Below are 17,351 nucleotides of genomic sequence, written 5' to 3'. Positions count from 1 at the left end.
CCATGTGAACTCCTGAGTCCGGAAGTAAGGAGATATCGCGGCTCTGTCAGTATGGTTCACGAGCTCCGGGGTTTCCTGATGCAGGTCAGGATCGGCGAAACGCTTGTGTCAACGCTCGGGATGCCGGCAACGACCGCGCCGGGTAGCCCTGATGCCGTGACATCGCCGGGCCGGAAGCGCGCAGCGTCGCCCATGATGTAGCGCAGCCGCCAGTCATCGCCGGCGGCGGAGACCAGGATCATCACCTTGTCGCGGAACAGGGCCACGCCTCGCCCGGGGGCGGCTTATGGACTAGCTTCAAGTCGAGCGAGGGGTTTCCCGGCCAGGCGCGCCGGGCTTCAGGGAGGAGCGCAGGATGCGACGGCAAGGTGCGATCCGGGGGGAACTGCTTTTCACCATGCTGCTGTTCGTGGCCGGCTGCGGTGAACCACCCCCGCCCCTCGACACGAGCGGCCCGACGGGCGACTGGCCGCACTACGGTCAAGGCCTCGAGGGCCTGCGCTACTCGCCCCTCGACCAGATCCGCCCCGACAACGTCGCCTACCTCGAGGAGGTGTGGCGCTACGAGAGCGGCGACTTCGCCCTCGGCGACGAGACCCAGACCCGCACCTCGCTGCAGGTCACGCCCATCGTGGTGGGCGAGCGGCTGATCTTCTGCACCCCCTACAACCGCGTCATCGCACTGGACCCGGAAACCGGCGAGGAGCTCTGGCAGTTCGACCCCGAGCTGCAGCTGCGCCGGCTGCACGGCGCCTACCCGATGATCTGCCGCGGTGTGGCCCACTGGCAGGACGCCGAGGCCGATGGCGGGAACGAGAGCGAATGCCGGGAGCGGATCTTCACCGGCACCCAGGACGCCGAGCTGATCGCCCTGGACGCCGCCACCGGCCGCCCCTGCGCCGACTTCGGCGAGGCCGGCCGCCTGGCGCTGCGCGACGACCTCGGCGACGACGTGCCGCCCTGGGAGTACTACGTCACCTCGGCCCCGCTGGTGGTCGACGATCTGGTCATCGTCGGCGCCCTGGTGGCCGATAACGTGCGCGCCGACGCCCCACCGGGGGTGGTGCGCGCCTTCGACGCCCGCACCGGCGAGCTGGCCTGGGCCTGGGACCCGGTGCCCCCCGATCACCCCGCCACCCCGGCGGAAGGCCCCTACCGCCGCTCCACCGCCAATGTCTGGGCGCCGATGGCCGCCGACGCCGAGCGCGGCCTGCTGTTCGTGCCCACCGGCAATGCCCCACCGGACTACTTCGGCGGCCAGCGGAACGGGCTCGATCACTACTCATCCTCGGTGGTCGCCCTGCACACCCGCGGCGAGCGCGCCGGCGAGGTCGCCTGGCACTTCCAGACCGTCCACCACGACCTCTGGGACTACGACATAGGCGCCCAGCCGTCGCTGATCGAGCTGAACACCGACGACGGCCCGGTGGCCGCGGTGGTCGTCTCGACCAAGGCCGGCCATGTGTTCGTGCTCGACCGCGAGAGCGGCGAACCGCTGCACCCCATCGAGGAGCGCCCGGTGCCCCAGGACCCGGCGCCGGGCGAGTGGCTCTCGCCCACCCAGCCCTTCCCGGTTACCCCGCCGACGCTCTTTCCGCCGCAACTGACCCCGGACGACGCCTGGGGCCTGACCTTCTGGGACCGCGGCCGCTGCCGTCGCGAGATCGAGTCGCGCCGCGCCGAAGGCCTCTACACCCCGCCCAGCCTCGAGGGCACGGTGGTCTACCCCGCCGCCACGGGCGGCATCAACTGGGGCAGTGGCGCCGTCGACCCGAGCCGCAACCTGCTGGTGGTCAACCAGTCGCGGGTGCCCACCGGGGTGCGGCTGATTCCCCGCGAGGAGTACGCGGCGCTGCCCGAGGAGGAGACCCGCACCGACGCCGGCGGGCTCGCCGGCGCCAACCGCCTCTACAGCGAGATGCGCGGCACCCCCTATGGGGTCAGCGTGGAGCTGCTGAGCTCGCCGCTGGGCATGCCGTGCAGCGCCCCGCCCTGGGGTACGCTGACCGCCGTCGACCTGGACGACGGCGAGATCCGCTGGGAGGTGCCCCTGGGCTCCACCCGCGGCCTGGCTCCCTGGCCCTTCTGGCTCGAGTGGGGCGTGCCCAATGTCGGCGGCCCCATCGTCACCGCCGGCGGCCTGGCCTTCATCGCTGCCACCCCGGATCGCTATATCCGCGCCTTCGACCTGGCCAGCGGCGAGACCCTGTGGCGCGCCGACCTCCCCTACGCCGCCCACGCCACGCCCCTCACCTACCGGCTCGGCCCCGAGCGACGCCAGTTCCTGGTGGTCGCGGCGGGCGGGCACCTGTTCTCCGACCCCGGCGACGCCATCGTCGCCTTCGCCCTGCCGGAGCCGGAATGAGCGGGCTGGCCGAGACCTGGGTCGAGCGCCCCGGCTACCGGCTGCGCGTGCGCCACGGCGGCGACCCCCAGCGCCCCCTGGTGCTCTTCCTGCACGGCTACCCGGACAGCCAGCGCATGTGGCAGGAGACCATGACGGCCCTGGCCGATCGCTACCGGGTGGCCAGCCTGGACTGGCCCGGCATCCCGGCCGGGGAGCCGCGCCAGCCGGCGCGGCGCTACCGTATCGCCGCCCTGCTCGAGGACATCGAGGCGGTGATCGGGGTGCTGGGCGCGAGCCGGCTGCACCTGGTGGGTCACGACTGGGGCGCCACGATCGGCTGGTCCTATGTCACCCACCCCAACTACGGCCAGCGGGTGCTCAGTTGGAGCTTCATCTCCGGGCCGCACCTGGCGATCTGGCGCCAGTGGGGGCTGGAGGGCCTGAAGAGCCTGAGCCCGCGCCGCCTCTGGCCGGTGGTCGCGCAACTGCTGCGCGCCAGCTACACCCTGCCGCTGCTGGCCTGGCCGCTGGGCGAAGCGCTGTGGCGCCTCGGCGGCGTGCCCGCCTGGCGCCTGGTGCTGCGCATTGCCGGCGTCCCCAAGGGCGATCCCCTGCTCGAGGAGAGCCGAGAGCAGGTACTCTCCATGGCGCTGGGCCCCATGGCGCTCTACCGCCAGAACGTGCTCCACCCACCGCCGCTGCCCCCCAGGGCCAGCGTGACCTGCCCGGTGCAGCTGATCGTCGCCGAGCGCGACCCCTTCGTCTCGGAGGCCGGCTACGCCAACCTCGGCGACTACGCCACCGACCTGCGCATCGCCCGCCTCCCCGGCTCCCACTGGGTGACCCGCAGCCATCCGGAGGAGACCCTGGCCGTGCTGCGGGGCTTCCTCGCCGAGGTCACGGGGGCTGGTGGGTCGGCGTGATGTTCTGATTGAAGCGGAAGACATTTTCCGGATCGTACACGTTCTTCAGCGCGACCAACCGCGCGTAGTTGGCCCCATAGGCCGTCCTGACCCTCGCCTCGCCCTCGTCGCCCAGGTAGTTGACGTACGCGCCCTCCTCCAGGAAGGGGGCCACGGCGCGGAAGCAGCGGCGTCCCCACGCGATATTCGCCTCCGATTCCGCGGGATCCTCCCACATCCGCAACACCAGGACGCTGTGTTGCGCCTGCCGGTGGGCGAAGGCGGTGTCCTGGGCGCCCACGCGACCGACGGCGCCACCCAGGTGTTCGATGGCGATCGCGGCAAAGGGCGCGGGCGTGTCGGCGACGAAGAAGTCGAGGAGCGCCTCGATGGCGTCGTCGCCGAACGCCCTCATGAAGCCGGCCTTCCAGTAGTGCCGCCGGCCTGGCTGGAACACCTCGGTGAGCAGGTTCTGCACCGTGGCGTAGGGGACCGGCGCTACGGTATCGAGCACCGGAGCGCCGAACGCGCGCATGGGCTGCAACACGGCCTCGCCCTCCTCGAGGGGCCCGCAATAGCACATCTTGATGTCCAGTACGGGGCCTTCGGGCCCGGACAGCAAGGTGGCATCCGCCCTCACTTCATCGGGGGCCGTACTGGACCAGTCACGATAGAAGCGCAGGACATCCCTGGCACGGTCGAGGGGATAGACGAGTTCACCGCCCAGCACCGGCCCCACCGGATGCAGCCGATACGCGAAGGACGTCACCACGCCGAAGTTGCCACCCCCGCCACGCAGGCCCCAGAACAGGTCCGGATGCTCGTCGGCACTAGCCGTCACCAGCCGTCCCTCCGCGGTGACCACATCGGCCGACACCAGGTTGTCGCAGGCCAGGCCATGCTTGCGGTTGAGATAGCCGATCCCGCCTCCCAGGGTGAGCCCGGCGATGCCGGTCGAGGGCACGATGCCGCCGGTGGTGGCCAGGCCGAAGGCCTGGGTTTCATGATCGAAGTCCCCCCAGGTGGCGCCGCCCTCGGCGCGCGCCACGCGTTGCCGAGGATCGACCCACACGCTCGCCATCGGCGACAGGTCGATCACCAGGCCATCGTCACAGACGGCACTGCCCACCACGCTGTGGCCACCGCCACGCACGGCGATCGGCAGCGCCGACTCCCGCGCGAAGTCGACGGACGCGATCACGTCAGCCACCCCGGCACACCGCACGATCATGGCAGGACGTCGGTCGATCAGGCCGTTGAACACCCGGCGAGCCTCGTCATAGTCCTCCTGTTCCGGCAGGACGAGCCGTCCCCGCAAGCGGTTCCGGAATTGCTGGATGGTGCTGTCATTGATGGTCATGATCGCCCCCTCCCCTCGTTGAGGTCATCTCCACAGTTCAAGACTACGACAGGAAGGCCGGGCAACGCCTCGGCGAATCTACCCGATCGGCCTCAGGCGGCCACTGGGTAGTTTCCGCCAGGTGCAGGGGGAATCAGGGAAGCGCTGATTTATGTCGCGAGCGAAGAGAGGCTGGCCGCCACCGGAGCACAGCGACCGGAGTTGACTGATTGCTCAATGAGGTCCGGGCCCAGAGGTCATTGCTCTCGGCATCCTTGCCCGCCAGGTAGGCGGCAACGGCGAGACGCTCGAGATCGTCCAGCGCCAGCGTGGTCCCCCGGGCAGCGCCCCCTCCCTGTCGAAAGCGCGACGTGCCGTTCGACTAGCAGGAGACAGCACAGACAACTATCACTATTGCATCCACCCGATGGAGGCCAACCATGTCACGCATGATCTTCGTGAACCTGCCCGTCGCCGACCTCGACGCGTCGGTGGCGTTCTACACGTCCCTCGGTTTCGAGAACAACCCACATTTCACCGACGATACGGCGGCCTGCATGGTATGGAGCGAGGCGATCAACGTCATGCTGCTCACCCATGCCAAATGGCGCACCTTCACCAGCCGACCGCTTCCGCCGACCACCTCCAGCGAAGTGATGCTGGCCTTGTCGTGCGACAGTCGCGCCGCGGTCGACGCCATGAACGAGGCGGCCGCCGCCAAGGGCGGCACCGCCGATATCAATCCCCCTCAGGATCTCGGCTTCATGTACAACCGCAACCTGGCGGATCCCGACGGTCACGTCTGGGAGGCGATGTGGATGGACCCGGCGGCCATCCCCTCGAACGATTCAACGGGCTGAGAGGAATCAAGGCGGCGGGTGGCGACGCAACCGGCTCAGGCAGCGCCCGGCTCCTCGATCACCCGGCGGATCGTCGCCATCATCACCTGCGTCGCCTTGCCCAATCCACCGGAGCGGGCCACGCTTTGCCAATGTCGCCATTGCCATTGGACAAGGAGCGCCCCCATGGACACCCTCGAACTCCAGAAAGTCTGGGCACCCCGCGTGCTCAGCGTGCTGCGTATCGTGTCGGGCTTCATCTTCCTCTTGCACGGCACCCAGAAGCATCTCGGCTTCCCGCCAACGGACCGTGTGGTCGAGACCTTCTCGCTGTCGGGGATCTCCGGTTTCATCGAGATCATCTGCGGGGTACTGATCATGGTCGGCTTCCAGAGCCGGGCCGCGGCCTTCCTGGCCTCCGGCACCATGGCCTTCGCCTACTGGATCGCCCACGCCCCGCAGGATCTCTTCCCGGTCAACAACGGCGGCGACGCGGCTATCCTCTACTGCTTCGTGTTCTTCTACCTCGTCTTCGCGGGCCCCGGCCCCTGGAGCATCGACGCCATGCGGGGCAAGGGCTCCGCGTAAGCGGCCTGAGCGTCGGATCGTCTCCCCCGCCAGGTTGCTAGACTGAAGGCGAAACCGCGACGGGAGCGCGTCATGACTCGGCTCAACGTGACCCGCAAGCTGATCGAGTCCCACCTGCTGTCAGGCAGGATGGTGCCGGGCGAGGAGATCGGGCTTGCCATCGACCAGACCCTGACCCAGGACGCCACCGGTACCCTGGTGATGCTGGAGTTCGAGGCCATGCAGGTCGGCCGCGTGCGCACCGAGCTCTCGGCCCAGTATGTCGACCACAACCTCCTGCAGGAGGACTTCAAGAACCCCGACGACCACCTGTTCCTGCAGAGCGCCTGCCGCAAGTTCGGCGTCTGGTTCAGCCCGGCCGGCAACGGCGTCAGCCACCCGGTCCACCAGGAGCGCTTCGGCATGCCCGGCAAGACCCTGGTCGGCTCGGACAGCCACACCCCGGCCGCCGGGGCGCTGGGCATGTTCGCCATCGGTGCCGGTGGCCTGGAGGTGGCCCTGGCCATGGTCGGCAAACCGCTCTACCTCAACATGCCCAAGGTGGTAGGGGTGGAGGTGACCGGCGAGTTGCCCGACTGGGTCAGCGCCAAGGACGTGGTGCTAGAGATGCTGCGCCGCTTCGACGTCAAGGGCGGCGTCGGCAAGGTCTTCGAGTACTACGGCCCCGGCCTCGCTGCCCTGAGCGCCATGGACCGTCACGTGATCGCCAACATGGGCACCGAGATGGGGGCGACGACCTCGGTGTTTCCCTCCGACGGCGAGGTGAAGCGGTTCCTGGAGCGCCAGGAGCGCGGCGACGCTTGGCAGGAACTGCTCGCCGATGACGGCGCCGACTACGATGAGCATGTCGTGCTGGACCTGTCCACCCTCGAGCCACTGATCGCCCTGCCCAGCAGCCCCGGCAACGTCAAGCCGGTGCGTGAGGTGGCCGGCGAGGAGATCTACCAGGCCTACGTGGGTTCCTCGGCCAATCCGGGCTTTCGCGACTTCGCCGTGCCGGCGATGATGGTCGAGGGCCGCCGGATACCGCCGGGCGTCTCCTTCGACGTCAACCCCACGTCGCGCCAGATCCTCGAGAACCTTGCCAGTCACGGCTACCTGTCGCGGCTGATCCGCGCCGGTGCCCGCCTCCACCAGGCCGGCTGCAACGGCTGCATTGGCATGGGCCAGGCGCCGGCCACGGGCCGCAACAGCCTGCGCACCGTACCGCGCAACTTCCCGGGCCGCTCCGGCACCCCCGAGGACCGGGTCTTCCTGTGCAGCCCGGAAACCGCCACCGCCTCCGCCCTGACCGGCAGGATCACTGATCCGCGCGATCTGGACATGGCCTACCCACGGTTCGAAGAACCCGAGCCGCTGGCGATCAACCACGAGATGCTCGTCGCCCCCGCCGAGGACAGCGGCCTGGTGGCGCTGATCAAGGGGCCCAACATCAAGTCGCTGCCGGAATTCGAGCCCATTCCCGCCCGCTTCGCCGGCCCGGTGCTGCTGAAGCTGGGTGACGACGTCTCCACCGACGAGATCCTGCCCGCCGGGGCCGAGGTGCTGCCCCTGCGCAGCAATATCCCGGCCATCGCCGAGTACGTGTTCCGGGCCGTCGACCCCGACTTCAGCCAGCGCGCCAAGGCGCTGGACGGCGACGGCTTCTTCCTCGTCGCCGGCCGGAACTACGGCCAGGGTTCGAGCCGCGAACACGCCGCCATCGCCCCCCGCTACCTGGGGCTGCGCGCGGTCTGCGCCCGCTCCTACGGCCGTATCCACTGGCAGAACCTGGCCAACTTCGGTGTCGTGCCGCTGACCTTCGCCAACCCCGACGACCTGGAGCGCATCGACCAGGGGGACGAACTGGTCCTGGACGACCCGCTTGGCGCCCTCGACAGCGGCGGCGAGGTCATGCTGCACAACCGGACCAAGGAGGAGCACTACACCCTGCACCACGGCCTGTCCAAGCGCCAGATCGCCATGATCCGCAGCGGCAGCCTGATCAATCTGGTGCGCGAGGAGGCCTAGGGAAGCGCTGATCTATGTTGCGAGCGATGAGAGGCCGGCTCCTCGCCGCCGGACTCGCTCCACCACATCGCTACCGAACCCACCGGGGCACCTACACTGTTCCTTAGGGAAGGAACCGATTCCCGGAGGCCCCGATGCAACCGCTAGCGAATGCCATAGCCATGATCGGCAACACGCCGATGGTGCGGGTCGCCAATATGGACACCGGCCCCTGCGAACTCTACCTGAAGCTGGAGAACATGAACCCGACCGGCTCGGTCAAGGACCGCATCGGGCTGTCGATGATCGAGGCCGCCGAGGCCTCGGGCGAGCTAAAACCGGGCGGCACCATCGTCGAGGGTACCGCCGGCAATACCGGCCTGGCCCTGGCGCTGGTGGCGCAGCAGAAGGGCTACCGCGTGATCCTGGTGATTCCCGACAAGATGAGCCGCGAGAAGATCTTCCATCTCAAGGCCATGGGGGCCGAGGTGGTAATGACGCGCTCGGACGTGGCCAAGGGCCACCCCGAGTACTACCAGGACAAGGCGGCGGCCATCGCCCGGGAGATCGATGGGGCGATATTCATCAACCAGTTCGGCAACCCCGCCAATCCCCTGGCCCACGAGCACGGCACCGGCCCGGAGATCCTGCGCCAGATGGATGGGCGCCTCGACGCCGTGGTGTGCGGCGTGGGCTCCAGCGGCACCATGACCGGCCTGTCACGCTGCTTCGCCAAGGCCGCCCCCGAGGTGGAGCTGGTGCTGGCCGACCCCGAGGGCTCCGTGCTGGCCGAGTACGTGCGTAGCGGGCAGCTCGGCACCAAGGGCGGCAGCTGGCTGGTCGAAGGCATCGGCGAGGATTTCCTTCCGTCCATCGCCGACCTGTCGCGGGTCAGCCAGGCCATCACCATCTCCGACAAGGAGAGCCTGCTGTGCGGCCGCGAACTGCTGCATCGCGAAGGGATTCTGGGCGGCACCTCCACCGGCACCTGCGTGGCGGCGGCGCTGCGCTACTGTCGCGCCCAGACCCAGCCCAAGCGGGTGGTGACCTTCGTCTGCGATACCGGCAACAAGTACCTGTCCAAGATGTACAACGATCACTGGCTGGAGGATCAGGGCTTCATCGAGCGGCGCCAGTACGGCGACCTGCGCGACCTGATCCGGCATCCCTATGCCGAGCACGACACCGTGGTGGTAACGCCCGACGAGCCGCTGACCACGGCCTACGCGCGCATGAAGCTCTACGATGTCTCCCAACTGCCGGTCATGGAGGGCGACCGGGTGGTCGGCATCATCGACGAGTCGGACATATTGATGGCGGTGTATGGCCACGAGGACCATTTCAAGTCGCCGGTAAGCGAGGCGATGATCACGCAGCTGCAGGAGCTCGGCCCCGGAGCCAGCCTGGACGACCTGGTGGCGGTGTTCCAGGAGGATCACGTCGCCATCGTCACCGAGGGCGACCAATTCCATGGCCTGATCACGCGGATCGACCTACTCAACTATCTGCGGCGCCGGATCGACTGAAGGGAACGGGAGAGATGCGATGAGTGACGATTACCAGGACGGACGCCATCGGCTGGCGACCCGGGCCATCCATGCCGGGCAGGCGCCGGACCCCAGCACCGGGGCCATCATGACGCCGATCTACGCCACCTCCACCTACGTGCAGGCCAGCCCCGGTCGACATCAGGGCTTCGAGTACTCGCGCAGCGGCAACCCCACCCGCCTGGCGTTCGAGCGCTGCATGGCGGACCTGGAAGGCGGCACGGCGGGCTTCGCCTTTGCCTCGGGCATGGCGGCCACGGCCAGCGTGCTGGAACTGCTCGACCACGGCAGCCATGTGATCGCCATGGACGACCTCTACGGCGGCTCCTACCGCCTGTTCGAGAACGTCCGCCGGCGCTCCGCCGGGCTCGATTTCGGCTTCGTCGACCTCAGCCGCGAGGCCGACCTGAAAGCTAGCCTGGAGATCGCCCTGCGCGACAACAGCCGCATGCTCTGGGTGGAGTCGCCCAGCAACCCGCTGCTCAAGCTCGTCGACCTACAACGCATCGCCGACTTCGCCCGCGCTCACGGCCTGATCAGCGTCATGGACAACACCTTCGCCACGCCGGTACTGCAGCGGCCGCTGGAGCTGGGCTTCGACATCGTGGTGCACTCCACCACCAAGTACCTGGGGGGCCATTCCGATATCGTCGGCGGGGTCGCCGTGGTCGCCGATGAGGCGCTGGCCGAGCGGTTGGCCTTCATCCACAACGCCGTCGGCAGCATCGCCGGGCCGTTCGACAGCTACCTCGCCCTGCGCGGACTGAAGACCCTGGTGCTGCGCATGCGCCAGCACTGCGAGAATGCCCGGGCGCTGGCCGCCTGGCTGGACGCCCACCCGGCCGTGGAGCGAGTCATCTACCCCGGCCTGGCCAGCCATCCCCAGCACGCCCTGGCCGGCCGCCAGATGAGCGACTTCGGCGGTATGGTCACCATCGTGGTTCGCGGCGGCGAAGCGGCGGCCCGGCGCGTGCTGGAACGCTGCCAACTGTTCGCCCTGGCCGAGAGCCTGGGCGGGGTGGAGAGCCTGATCGAGCACCCCGGCATCATGACCCACGCCTCCGTGCCCGCCGAGACCCGCGAACGGCTCGGCATCGAGGATGGGCTGATCCGGCTCTCGGTGGGCATCGAGGCGCTCGATGACCTGATCGCCGACCTGGATCAGGCCCTGCAGGGCGGCGGCGAAGCCGGCCCACCATCTTGAGCCCGTCGCATGTCGAGTTGCCCTTTTTCAATTGAGCTGGTCGCCATGTCTCAGGCAACATGGAGACAGGGAGAGCAAGCATAGACGGATGAGCAACGGCATACCGCTGGAGGAGCCACATGCAACCGCTGAGCTATTACTACTACAACGTGCTGGAAGGCCTCGAAAAGCCGTGCGACGTGCCGGCGGACCACCTGCAGGAGGGCTTCGACATCCTGTATCGCCATGGTGGCCGCATCGAAATGGACCTGATGCGCAAGGCCGAGGATGGCGACGCACAGGGCGAGCCGTATCACTGGTACGAAGCCCTCGATGCCGAGCAGCGGGCGAAATTGCACAAGGCCCTCGGTGACGGCAACCCCGCGAAGATCCTCAAGATCATGCAGCGCAACGGGTATGCCGGCATTCTGTATCACCATGCGTGGGAGCACTTCCGCGAGCCGGGAGCCGCCTAAGCCTCCCTCTCCACCACTTAAAAGGGCCCGCGATCTCTCGCGGGCCCTTTGGGTTGTGGGGTTGCTGCTCGCCCAGCTCCGGCGTGAACGCCTCGCCGACGTCCTCGCTCAGCCGGGCGCAATGTTGCGATTGACGCGGAAGCGATTGTCCGGATCCCAGCGGCGCTTGATCTCGGCGAGCCGCCGGAGGGCCGGGCCGAGGGCCGCTTCGACGCGCTCCGGGCCTTCGTCCTCGGTCAGGAAGTTGATGTAGGTGCCGCCGGTGGAGAAGGCCTTCAGGTCGTGCCAGGCCTCGCGGGCCCAGGCGATGTTCGCCGCGTCGTCCTCCGGCTGCTCCCAGGCGCCGCCCACGTTGAAGACGTAGCGCGCATCGCGGTTGCCCACGGCCGAGTGGTCGTTGTCGAGCTCGTTCAGGGCGCCGCCGAGATGGGACAGGATCACCGACGAGTACGGCGAGCGGATGCGCCCGGCATGCTCGATGACCTTGTCGCACAGCGCGGGCTCGATGCCCGGCAGATACTCGCTCTTCCAGTAGTAGCGCCGCCCCTTGGGCTGGGTGGCATCGAGCAGCTTCTGCAGCTGCACATAGGGCCGACGCACCAACACGTCGCCGATGGGCTTGCCGAACGCCTTGATCGGCGCGACCACCGCCTCGCCCTCCTCCGGCTTGCCGCTGTAGCAGGCGAGCAGCGCCACGATCGGCTCGCCATGGTACTCCTTGGGCAACCACGGGGCCGGCGGTGCCGGCCGCAACAAGGCGAACAGGGTCAGCTCGGGCGGGGCCTGCTCGGCCAGACTGCGATAGAGGTCGAGTACTGCCGTGGCCTCGCTGGCGGGCCAGGCCACCACGCCCCCCACGACCTCCGGGCCGACGGGATGCAACCGGTAGTCGAAACGGGTCACCACGCCAAAGTTGCCGCCACCGCCACGCAGCCCCCAGAACAGATCGGCATGCTCGTCGGCACTGGCCTGCACCAGTTGGCCGTCGGCGGTCACCAGCTCCATCCCCAGCACATTGTCGGTGGTATAGCCCCAGCGCCGGGTCAGGTAGCCGAAGCCGCCGCCCAGGGTGAGCCCGGCGATGCCGGTGGTCGAGATGAAGCCGAGCACGGTGGCCAGGCCGTGCACCTGGGTCTCGCGGTCCACGTCACCGAGCACACAACCCGCCTGGGCATGGGCCACCCGGCGTTCGCGGTCGACCCAGACCCCGCGCATCAGCGAGAGGTCGAGCATCAGCGCACCATCGGCCGCCGCCAGCCCGGCGATATTGTGTCCGCCGCCCTTGATGCAGAGCAGCAGGTCGTGCTCACGGGCAAAGCGCACGCCCGCCATCACGTCGGCAACTCCCAGGCAACGCACCACCACGGCCGGCCGCCGGTCGATCATGGCGTTCCACAGGCTGCGCGAGGCCTCGTAGTCCGGATCGTCCGGCGTCAACAGCGGCCCCTGCAGCTGCATCTTCAAGCCGGTGAGCATGTCCGGCGTCAAGTCGATCTCGGCACCCTCGAGTGTTGTCGCTCTCATGGTCAGGGCTCCTGTCGTCGCCAAAGTTCGAGGTGTACGCCGCCTCCTGTCCGCGTCCACACCGAGAGGGCCGCCTCTGGGTCTCGGCGTGGCGGCCATGGCTCGGGCACCTTGCCACGCGGAGCGTGGAGGCTGTCGTCACGCTAAACTTAGTAGAGCCGCCGGCGAGCCGGGAATTCACGATCTGTACCACACCCGGCGGACAGGCGGCGCCGCGGACGACCCCCCAACACGAGGAGGGCCTTTCGATGACGGACTGGGGATACAAGCAGTTCTGCCCCGTGGCCATGGCCTCGGAGGTGCTGGGCACCCGCTGGACCATCCTGGTCATCCGTGAGCTCTTGAGTGGCAGCCACCGCTTCAATGACCTGCGCCGTGGGCTGCCCCATATCTCGCCGGCCCTGCTGTCGAAGCGGTTGCGCGAACTGGAAGAGCTGGGAGTGGTGAGCCGAGAGCGCGATCCCGAGACCGGCAACCCGCTTTACCGGCTGACCGAGGCCGGCGAGGAGCTGCGCCCGGTGATCATGGCGATGGGCTGCTGGGGGCAGCACTGGCTGGAAGCGCAGCTCTCCATGAAGAACCTCGATCCGTCGCTGCTGATGTGGGACATGCGACGCAACCTCAATCCCGCCCCCTTGCCGCCTCAGCGGGTCACGATTCAGTTTCTGTACCATGATGTGACGCCCGGCCGGGCCAAGTGGTGGCTGGTCGTCGACAAGTCGGGGGAGGATGGCGTCGTCGACCTGTGCAGGAAGGATCCCGGCCACGATGTCGATCTCTACGTGGTCAGCGACCTGCGCACCATGACCGCCATCTGGATGGGCCTGATGACCGTGGCGGAGGCGCTCGCCGGCGGCAAGCTCCGGCTGACCGGGGCTCGCCAGTTGCAGGCCAGCATGCAGCGCTGGCTGGGACTGAGTGTCTTTGCCGGCGAGCCCAAGCGGGTCAGCGCCTGAGCAGCGCTGTTATCAGCGCGAACCCGACAGTGGAGTCATTGGCGGAGTAAAGGGGGGGGGGACGTCCCCGATTACTCCAGGAATGGAATGACCGGGCTATTCCTCTGCGGCCGACAGCATCTCGCCTTCCAGTACGAAGACACGATTGGTCTGTGACGGAAATTCGACATGAAATGTCCCCGCGCCATTGAGCCCCTCGAACTGGCCGGTACCGCCAACGACCTCCCACAAGCCATCATTGAGCAACGATGGCTTGCCCTCGGGGCCAGGAACGAATACGGCACGTAATAGCCACTTGACGTAGGCGATGTCGCTTTCTCCCGCGGTGAATACCAGATAGCCGTTGGCGTCGCCTCCCACACCGGGCAAGATGTCATGCATGCCGTATTCCGTCACGGTGGTGCCATCGAGTGGACCACTGCCGATCGCTTCGCCCTCACGATTGAGTAGTTGAACAAATCTCTTGCTTCCATCGGCAAAGTCGAGACGCACCTCCTCCTTGGGCATCACCGTGGCTTCGATCTTGACCGGCTCCGCACTCGCCAAGGAAAGCGTGGCCCCGATCCCCGCCACCAGCACGATGACCTTCGTCAAATCCCGTGTCACACGAGGTTGTCGCATGGTCTTGTCTCCTTGTCTTGTCCCCATATTGAAAACGCACCGGCGAAAGACTCGCCTACAACAAGATTAGGTGACATTGGGACTAACACCCCGACATTTAAAGTTCATCGCACTTCCCCGGGACACGCGGCACGGATTGGCTGCTACGCCGTGGCATCGAACACCTGCCTGACCAACTCGGCGAGCGTCGGGTGCACGTGGATGCTGTCGCGCACCCGTTCCGCCTTGGCCCCCGGGGTGTTCATGGCGACTACCACCTCGTGAATCAGGTCGGCTGCCTGGGGGCCGATCATATGGAAGCCCAGGATCCGGTCGCTGCCCTTCTCGACCAGGAGTTTCGCAAAGCCCGGGGGTGAACCGACGATCTTGCCCTTGGCGAAATCGGCGTAGTCCTTCCGGGCCACGGTGTAATCGAGGCCCTGGTCGCGACAGGCACGCTCGGTCAGCCCGACCGAGCCGATCTGCGGGTTGCTGAACACGGCGTGGGGGTTGGCGGTGTAGTCGACCGCAAGGGAGGCACCGTGCGCGTTGCGGTAGGCAAGCTCACCTTCGTAGCTCGAGGTGTGCTTGAACATCCCCTGCCCGATGACGTCGCCATAGGCATAGATGTCGGGATGCGTGGTCCGCAGCCCGTCGTCGACCACCACGAAGCCGCGGCCGTCGAGCTCGACCCCCGTCCGCTCCAGCGCGAGGCGATCGGTGTTGGGACGCCGACCGGTGGCCAGCAGGAGCCGATCGCCGAGCACGGTCCGTTCGCCGTCGTCGGTGGCGACGACCAGGCCGCACTGCCCGTCGCGCACCAGCGCCTGGCGTGCCTCGGCTTGCAGCACCAGCTCCACCCGCTTGGCGAGTTCCTGCGTGAACAGCGCCCGCACGTCGTCGTCTTCGGCCAGCAGGCATTCGGAGTGGTCGATCACCGTGACGCGGGTGCCCAGGGCGGAGAAAAAATGGGCAAACTCGCAGCCGATGTAGCCGCCGCCGAGGATGATCAGGTGCTCGGGCTGCTCGGTGAGGTCGAAGATGACGGACTCGTTGGTGAGGAACCCGCTCTCCGCCAGCCCGGGGATCGGCGGGATCGCGGGTCGCGCGCCCGCCGCGATGAAGATCCGCTCGCCGGTCAACTGGCGCCCATCCTCCATCTCGATCAGCTTGTCGTCCACGAACCGCGCCTGGCCATAAAAGGGGGTGAAAGCACCTTCCACCCAGCGACGCACGGCAGCGGCGTCTTTCTCGCGCCGCCGGCGGACCGTTTCGAGAACGGCCTGGAAGTCGACGCGAACCGACGACTGATCCAGGTGGATACCAAAATCCCCGGCGTGCCGGATCGTTTGCATCACCTCGGCAGCCTGAATCAGGCCCTTCGTCGGGATGCAGCCGCGGTTCACGCAGGTGCCGCCGAGCTGGTCGGGACGGTCATCGACCAGCGCGACCGACTTGCCGTCCTGCTGAGCGTAATAGGCGGCAGTCAGGCCGGAGCCGCCGCCGATGCAGATCACGTCGTAGCGCTCAATCGCCGCCATGGTTCCTCCCCGCGTCACTGCGCGGCGCGAGTACGAGGGCTGGGGTGTCGGACGCCAAAACGAGATCCGCCACCCTGCGCCGCGCTCAATGTGGTCCCGCCGGCCCTGTCGAGGTCGGCGATCAGGTTCTTCCTTTGCGAGTGTAGCCCACTCTCTGCCCGCCACAGGGAGTTCGAACTAGGCTTCGGGAGCCGGTCGCGACAATGTGACGTTATAACTATTACCGTGGCTTCCGCGAACGCCAATAGCGAGCAATAGTGGGCTTTACGCTGACCCCGTGAACCAGAATCGACAAGGCAACCACCACCAGGGTCAGGTGTATCAATTCCAGTGCGACTTCCTCTGGCAGCCCGTGTTGGATGGCGTACATCAGATAGTACAGCGAGCCAATACCTCGAACGCCAAACCAGCCCACCAGGTGGCGCATACGCATGGGCGCCCGGCTTCCCAGCACGCCGAGATGCACGCTGACGGGGCGGACGACAAAAAACAGAAACGCCGCGAAACCCACGGCTCGCCAACTCCAGGAATCCCAGAAGAGCGAGCCACCGATCAGTAAAACCAGCACGATTTCTGCCAGCCGTTCGAGGTGCTCGTTGAATACCAGGGAGCTTTCGCTCACGTGCACGTGCGCTATGGCTTGCGGCTCACCCTCCAGGCGTGTCTCGACAGGTACCGAGTAACCTTGTTTGAGGCCGGCCAATTTCAATTCGGTATGGCGCAGAGCCACCGCTGCACTAAAAACGGCCAAGAAGCCCCAGGCATCCACTAACAGGCTGATTCCGTAGGCGAACGCGATCAGCCCCAGGCCGAGAAAGCTTTCCAGAAAGGCAGTGTCCACAATGCTGGTACGTATCTTGTTTACCAGCCAACCGACGCCACTGCCCGCCAGGATACCGATGCCGATACCTGCACCGCTTGCCCAGAACACATCCACCGCCAGCCACCGCCAACCGGCGTCGCCAAGATCGTGCAGCCCCAGCAACCCCAGGCCGAGCATCACGAACGGGAAGGCGCTGCCGTCGTTCATTCCGGCCTCGCAGGTCAATGAAAAACGTAGTTCGTCAGTATCATCGGCGTGACGAACCTGCACCTCGGTCGCCAGTACCGGGTCGGTCGGTGCGACCACGGCACCCAGCAACACGGCGGCCCCAAGGGGCAAAGCAAGCCAGTAGTAGCCGAACAGCGCCACTAGTCCGACGGTAAGTGCCATCGAAATCACCGCCAGTTGCAGGGGAGTTCGCCATCGCTTCAGGGTGACCGGCGCCGGCATTTTTACGCCGGCGCAATACAATGAAATAAGCACGGCGATTTCGGTCAGGAGCTCCAACAAAGCCGACTCTTCCAGCGGATTGAAATGAAACAAGTCGAAGCCCATGGGCCCCACAATGAATCCGATAAGAAGATACACGATGGCGGAGGTGGCGGGCACACTTTTGAGATAGGAGAAGGTAAAGCCCACTACCAGCAGCAGCGAACCGATCAAGATAAACCAGGTTGCGGTTGTCATAGATGACTCG

The 17,351-nt window shown here is 67.1% G+C and carries 15 protein-coding genes; 9 read left to right on the top strand and 6 right to left on the bottom strand.

Annotation, left to right across the window (positions count from 1 at the left end; all coding sequences use genetic code 11):
* Positions 1-56: 56 nt before the first annotated feature.
* Entirely contained in the window at positions 57-266 is a 210-nt protein-coding gene (locus tag CR157_RS10640; protein WP_110283526.1) for a hypothetical protein, read from the bottom strand.
* Positions 267-355: 89 nt separating this feature from the next.
* On the opposite strand from CR157_RS10640, the gene CR157_RS10635 reads away from it, so the two are divergent.
* Complete coding sequence (locus CR157_RS10635) at positions 356-2,365, top strand: pyrroloquinoline quinone-dependent dehydrogenase (protein WP_110283525.1); 2,010 nt, start codon at positions 356-358, stop codon at positions 2,363-2,365.
* Positions 2,362-3,270 (top strand): alpha/beta fold hydrolase, encoded by a 909-nt coding sequence (locus CR157_RS10630; RefSeq protein ID WP_110283524.1) that lies wholly within the window; start codon positions 2,362-2,364, stop codon positions 3,268-3,270. The genes CR157_RS10635 and CR157_RS10630 overlap by 4 nt, the downstream gene beginning before the upstream one ends.
* On the opposite strand, the gene CR157_RS10625 is transcribed toward CR157_RS10630, so the two are convergent.
* Positions 3,245-4,609: an FAD-binding oxidoreductase gene (locus tag CR157_RS10625; protein WP_110283523.1), complete on the bottom strand. Its 1,365-nt coding sequence runs from the start codon at positions 4,607-4,609 to the stop codon at positions 3,245-3,247. The two genes, CR157_RS10630 and CR157_RS10625, sit on opposite strands and share 26 nt — an antisense overlap.
* 419 nt (positions 4,610-5,028) lie before the next feature.
* Between CR157_RS10625 and CR157_RS10620 the strand changes: the two genes are divergently transcribed.
* The 6 genes from CR157_RS10620 (at position 5,029) to CR157_RS10595 (ending at position 11,210) form a co-directional block, all read left to right on the top strand.
* Positions 5,029-5,448: a VOC family protein gene (locus CR157_RS10620; protein WP_110283522.1), complete on the top strand. Its 420-nt coding sequence runs from the start codon at positions 5,029-5,031 to the stop codon at positions 5,446-5,448.
* Positions 5,449-5,613: 165 nt separating this feature from the next.
* Complete coding sequence (locus tag CR157_RS10615) at positions 5,614-6,015, top strand: DoxX family protein (RefSeq protein ID WP_110283521.1); 402 nt, start codon at positions 5,614-5,616, stop codon at positions 6,013-6,015.
* Between the two features lie 72 nt (positions 6,016-6,087).
* Positions 6,088-8,025, top strand: coding sequence for an aconitate hydratase (locus CR157_RS10610; protein ID WP_110283520.1), 1,938 nt, complete (start codon positions 6,088-6,090; stop codon positions 8,023-8,025).
* Positions 8,026-8,159: 134 nt separating this feature from the next.
* The gene (locus CR157_RS10605; RefSeq protein WP_110283519.1) at positions 8,160-9,530 is read left to right on the top strand and encodes a pyridoxal-phosphate dependent enzyme; all 1,371 of its coding nucleotides are present in this window, start codon (positions 8,160-8,162) and stop codon (positions 9,528-9,530) included.
* Between the two features lie 19 nt (positions 9,531-9,549).
* Positions 9,550-10,755, top strand: a complete 1,206-nt coding sequence (locus tag CR157_RS10600) for a trans-sulfuration enzyme family protein (RefSeq protein WP_110283518.1) — start codon at positions 9,550-9,552, stop codon at positions 10,753-10,755.
* 119 nt (positions 10,756-10,874) lie between these two features.
* The gene (locus tag CR157_RS10595; protein ID WP_110283517.1) at positions 10,875-11,210 is read left to right on the top strand and encodes a hypothetical protein; all 336 of its coding nucleotides are present in this window, start codon (positions 10,875-10,877) and stop codon (positions 11,208-11,210) included.
* 108 nt (positions 11,211-11,318) lie between these two features.
* Here CR157_RS10595 and CR157_RS10590 read toward each other — a convergent pair whose 3' ends face one another.
* A complete protein-coding gene (locus tag CR157_RS10590) occupies positions 11,319-12,734 on the bottom strand; it encodes an FAD-binding oxidoreductase (RefSeq protein ID WP_110283516.1) in 1,416 nt (471 codons plus the stop codon).
* A gap of 248 nt (positions 12,735-12,982) precedes the next feature.
* Between CR157_RS10590 and CR157_RS10585 the strand changes: the two genes are divergently transcribed.
* Positions 12,983-13,690 (top strand): winged helix-turn-helix transcriptional regulator, encoded by a 708-nt coding sequence (locus CR157_RS10585; RefSeq protein WP_110283515.1) that lies wholly within the window; start codon positions 12,983-12,985, stop codon positions 13,688-13,690.
* A gap of 96 nt (positions 13,691-13,786) precedes the next feature.
* On the opposite strand, the gene CR157_RS10580 is transcribed toward CR157_RS10585, so the two are convergent.
* The 3 genes from CR157_RS10580 to CR157_RS10570 form a co-directional block, all read right to left on the bottom strand.
* A complete protein-coding gene (locus CR157_RS10580; protein WP_219999934.1) occupies positions 13,787-14,311 on the bottom strand; it encodes a hypothetical protein in 525 nt (174 codons plus the stop codon).
* Between the two features lie 143 nt (positions 14,312-14,454).
* Complete coding sequence (locus tag CR157_RS10575; RefSeq protein ID WP_110283514.1) at positions 14,455-15,831, bottom strand: dihydrolipoyl dehydrogenase family protein; 1,377 nt, start codon at positions 15,829-15,831, stop codon at positions 14,455-14,457.
* A 220-nt stretch (positions 15,832-16,051) separates the two neighbouring features.
* Complete coding sequence (locus CR157_RS10570; RefSeq protein WP_110283513.1) at positions 16,052-17,341, bottom strand: cation:proton antiporter; 1,290 nt, start codon at positions 17,339-17,341, stop codon at positions 16,052-16,054.
* Between the last annotated feature and the right edge of the window lie 10 nt (positions 17,342-17,351).

Source organism: Halomonas sp. LBP4, assembly GCF_003202205.1.
GTDB classification, from domain to species: domain Bacteria; phylum Pseudomonadota; class Gammaproteobacteria; order Pseudomonadales; family Halomonadaceae; genus Halomonas; species Halomonas flagellata.
Note: the sequence above shows the minus strand (reverse complement) of the source record. Positions and strands in the feature narration are given on the sequence as shown.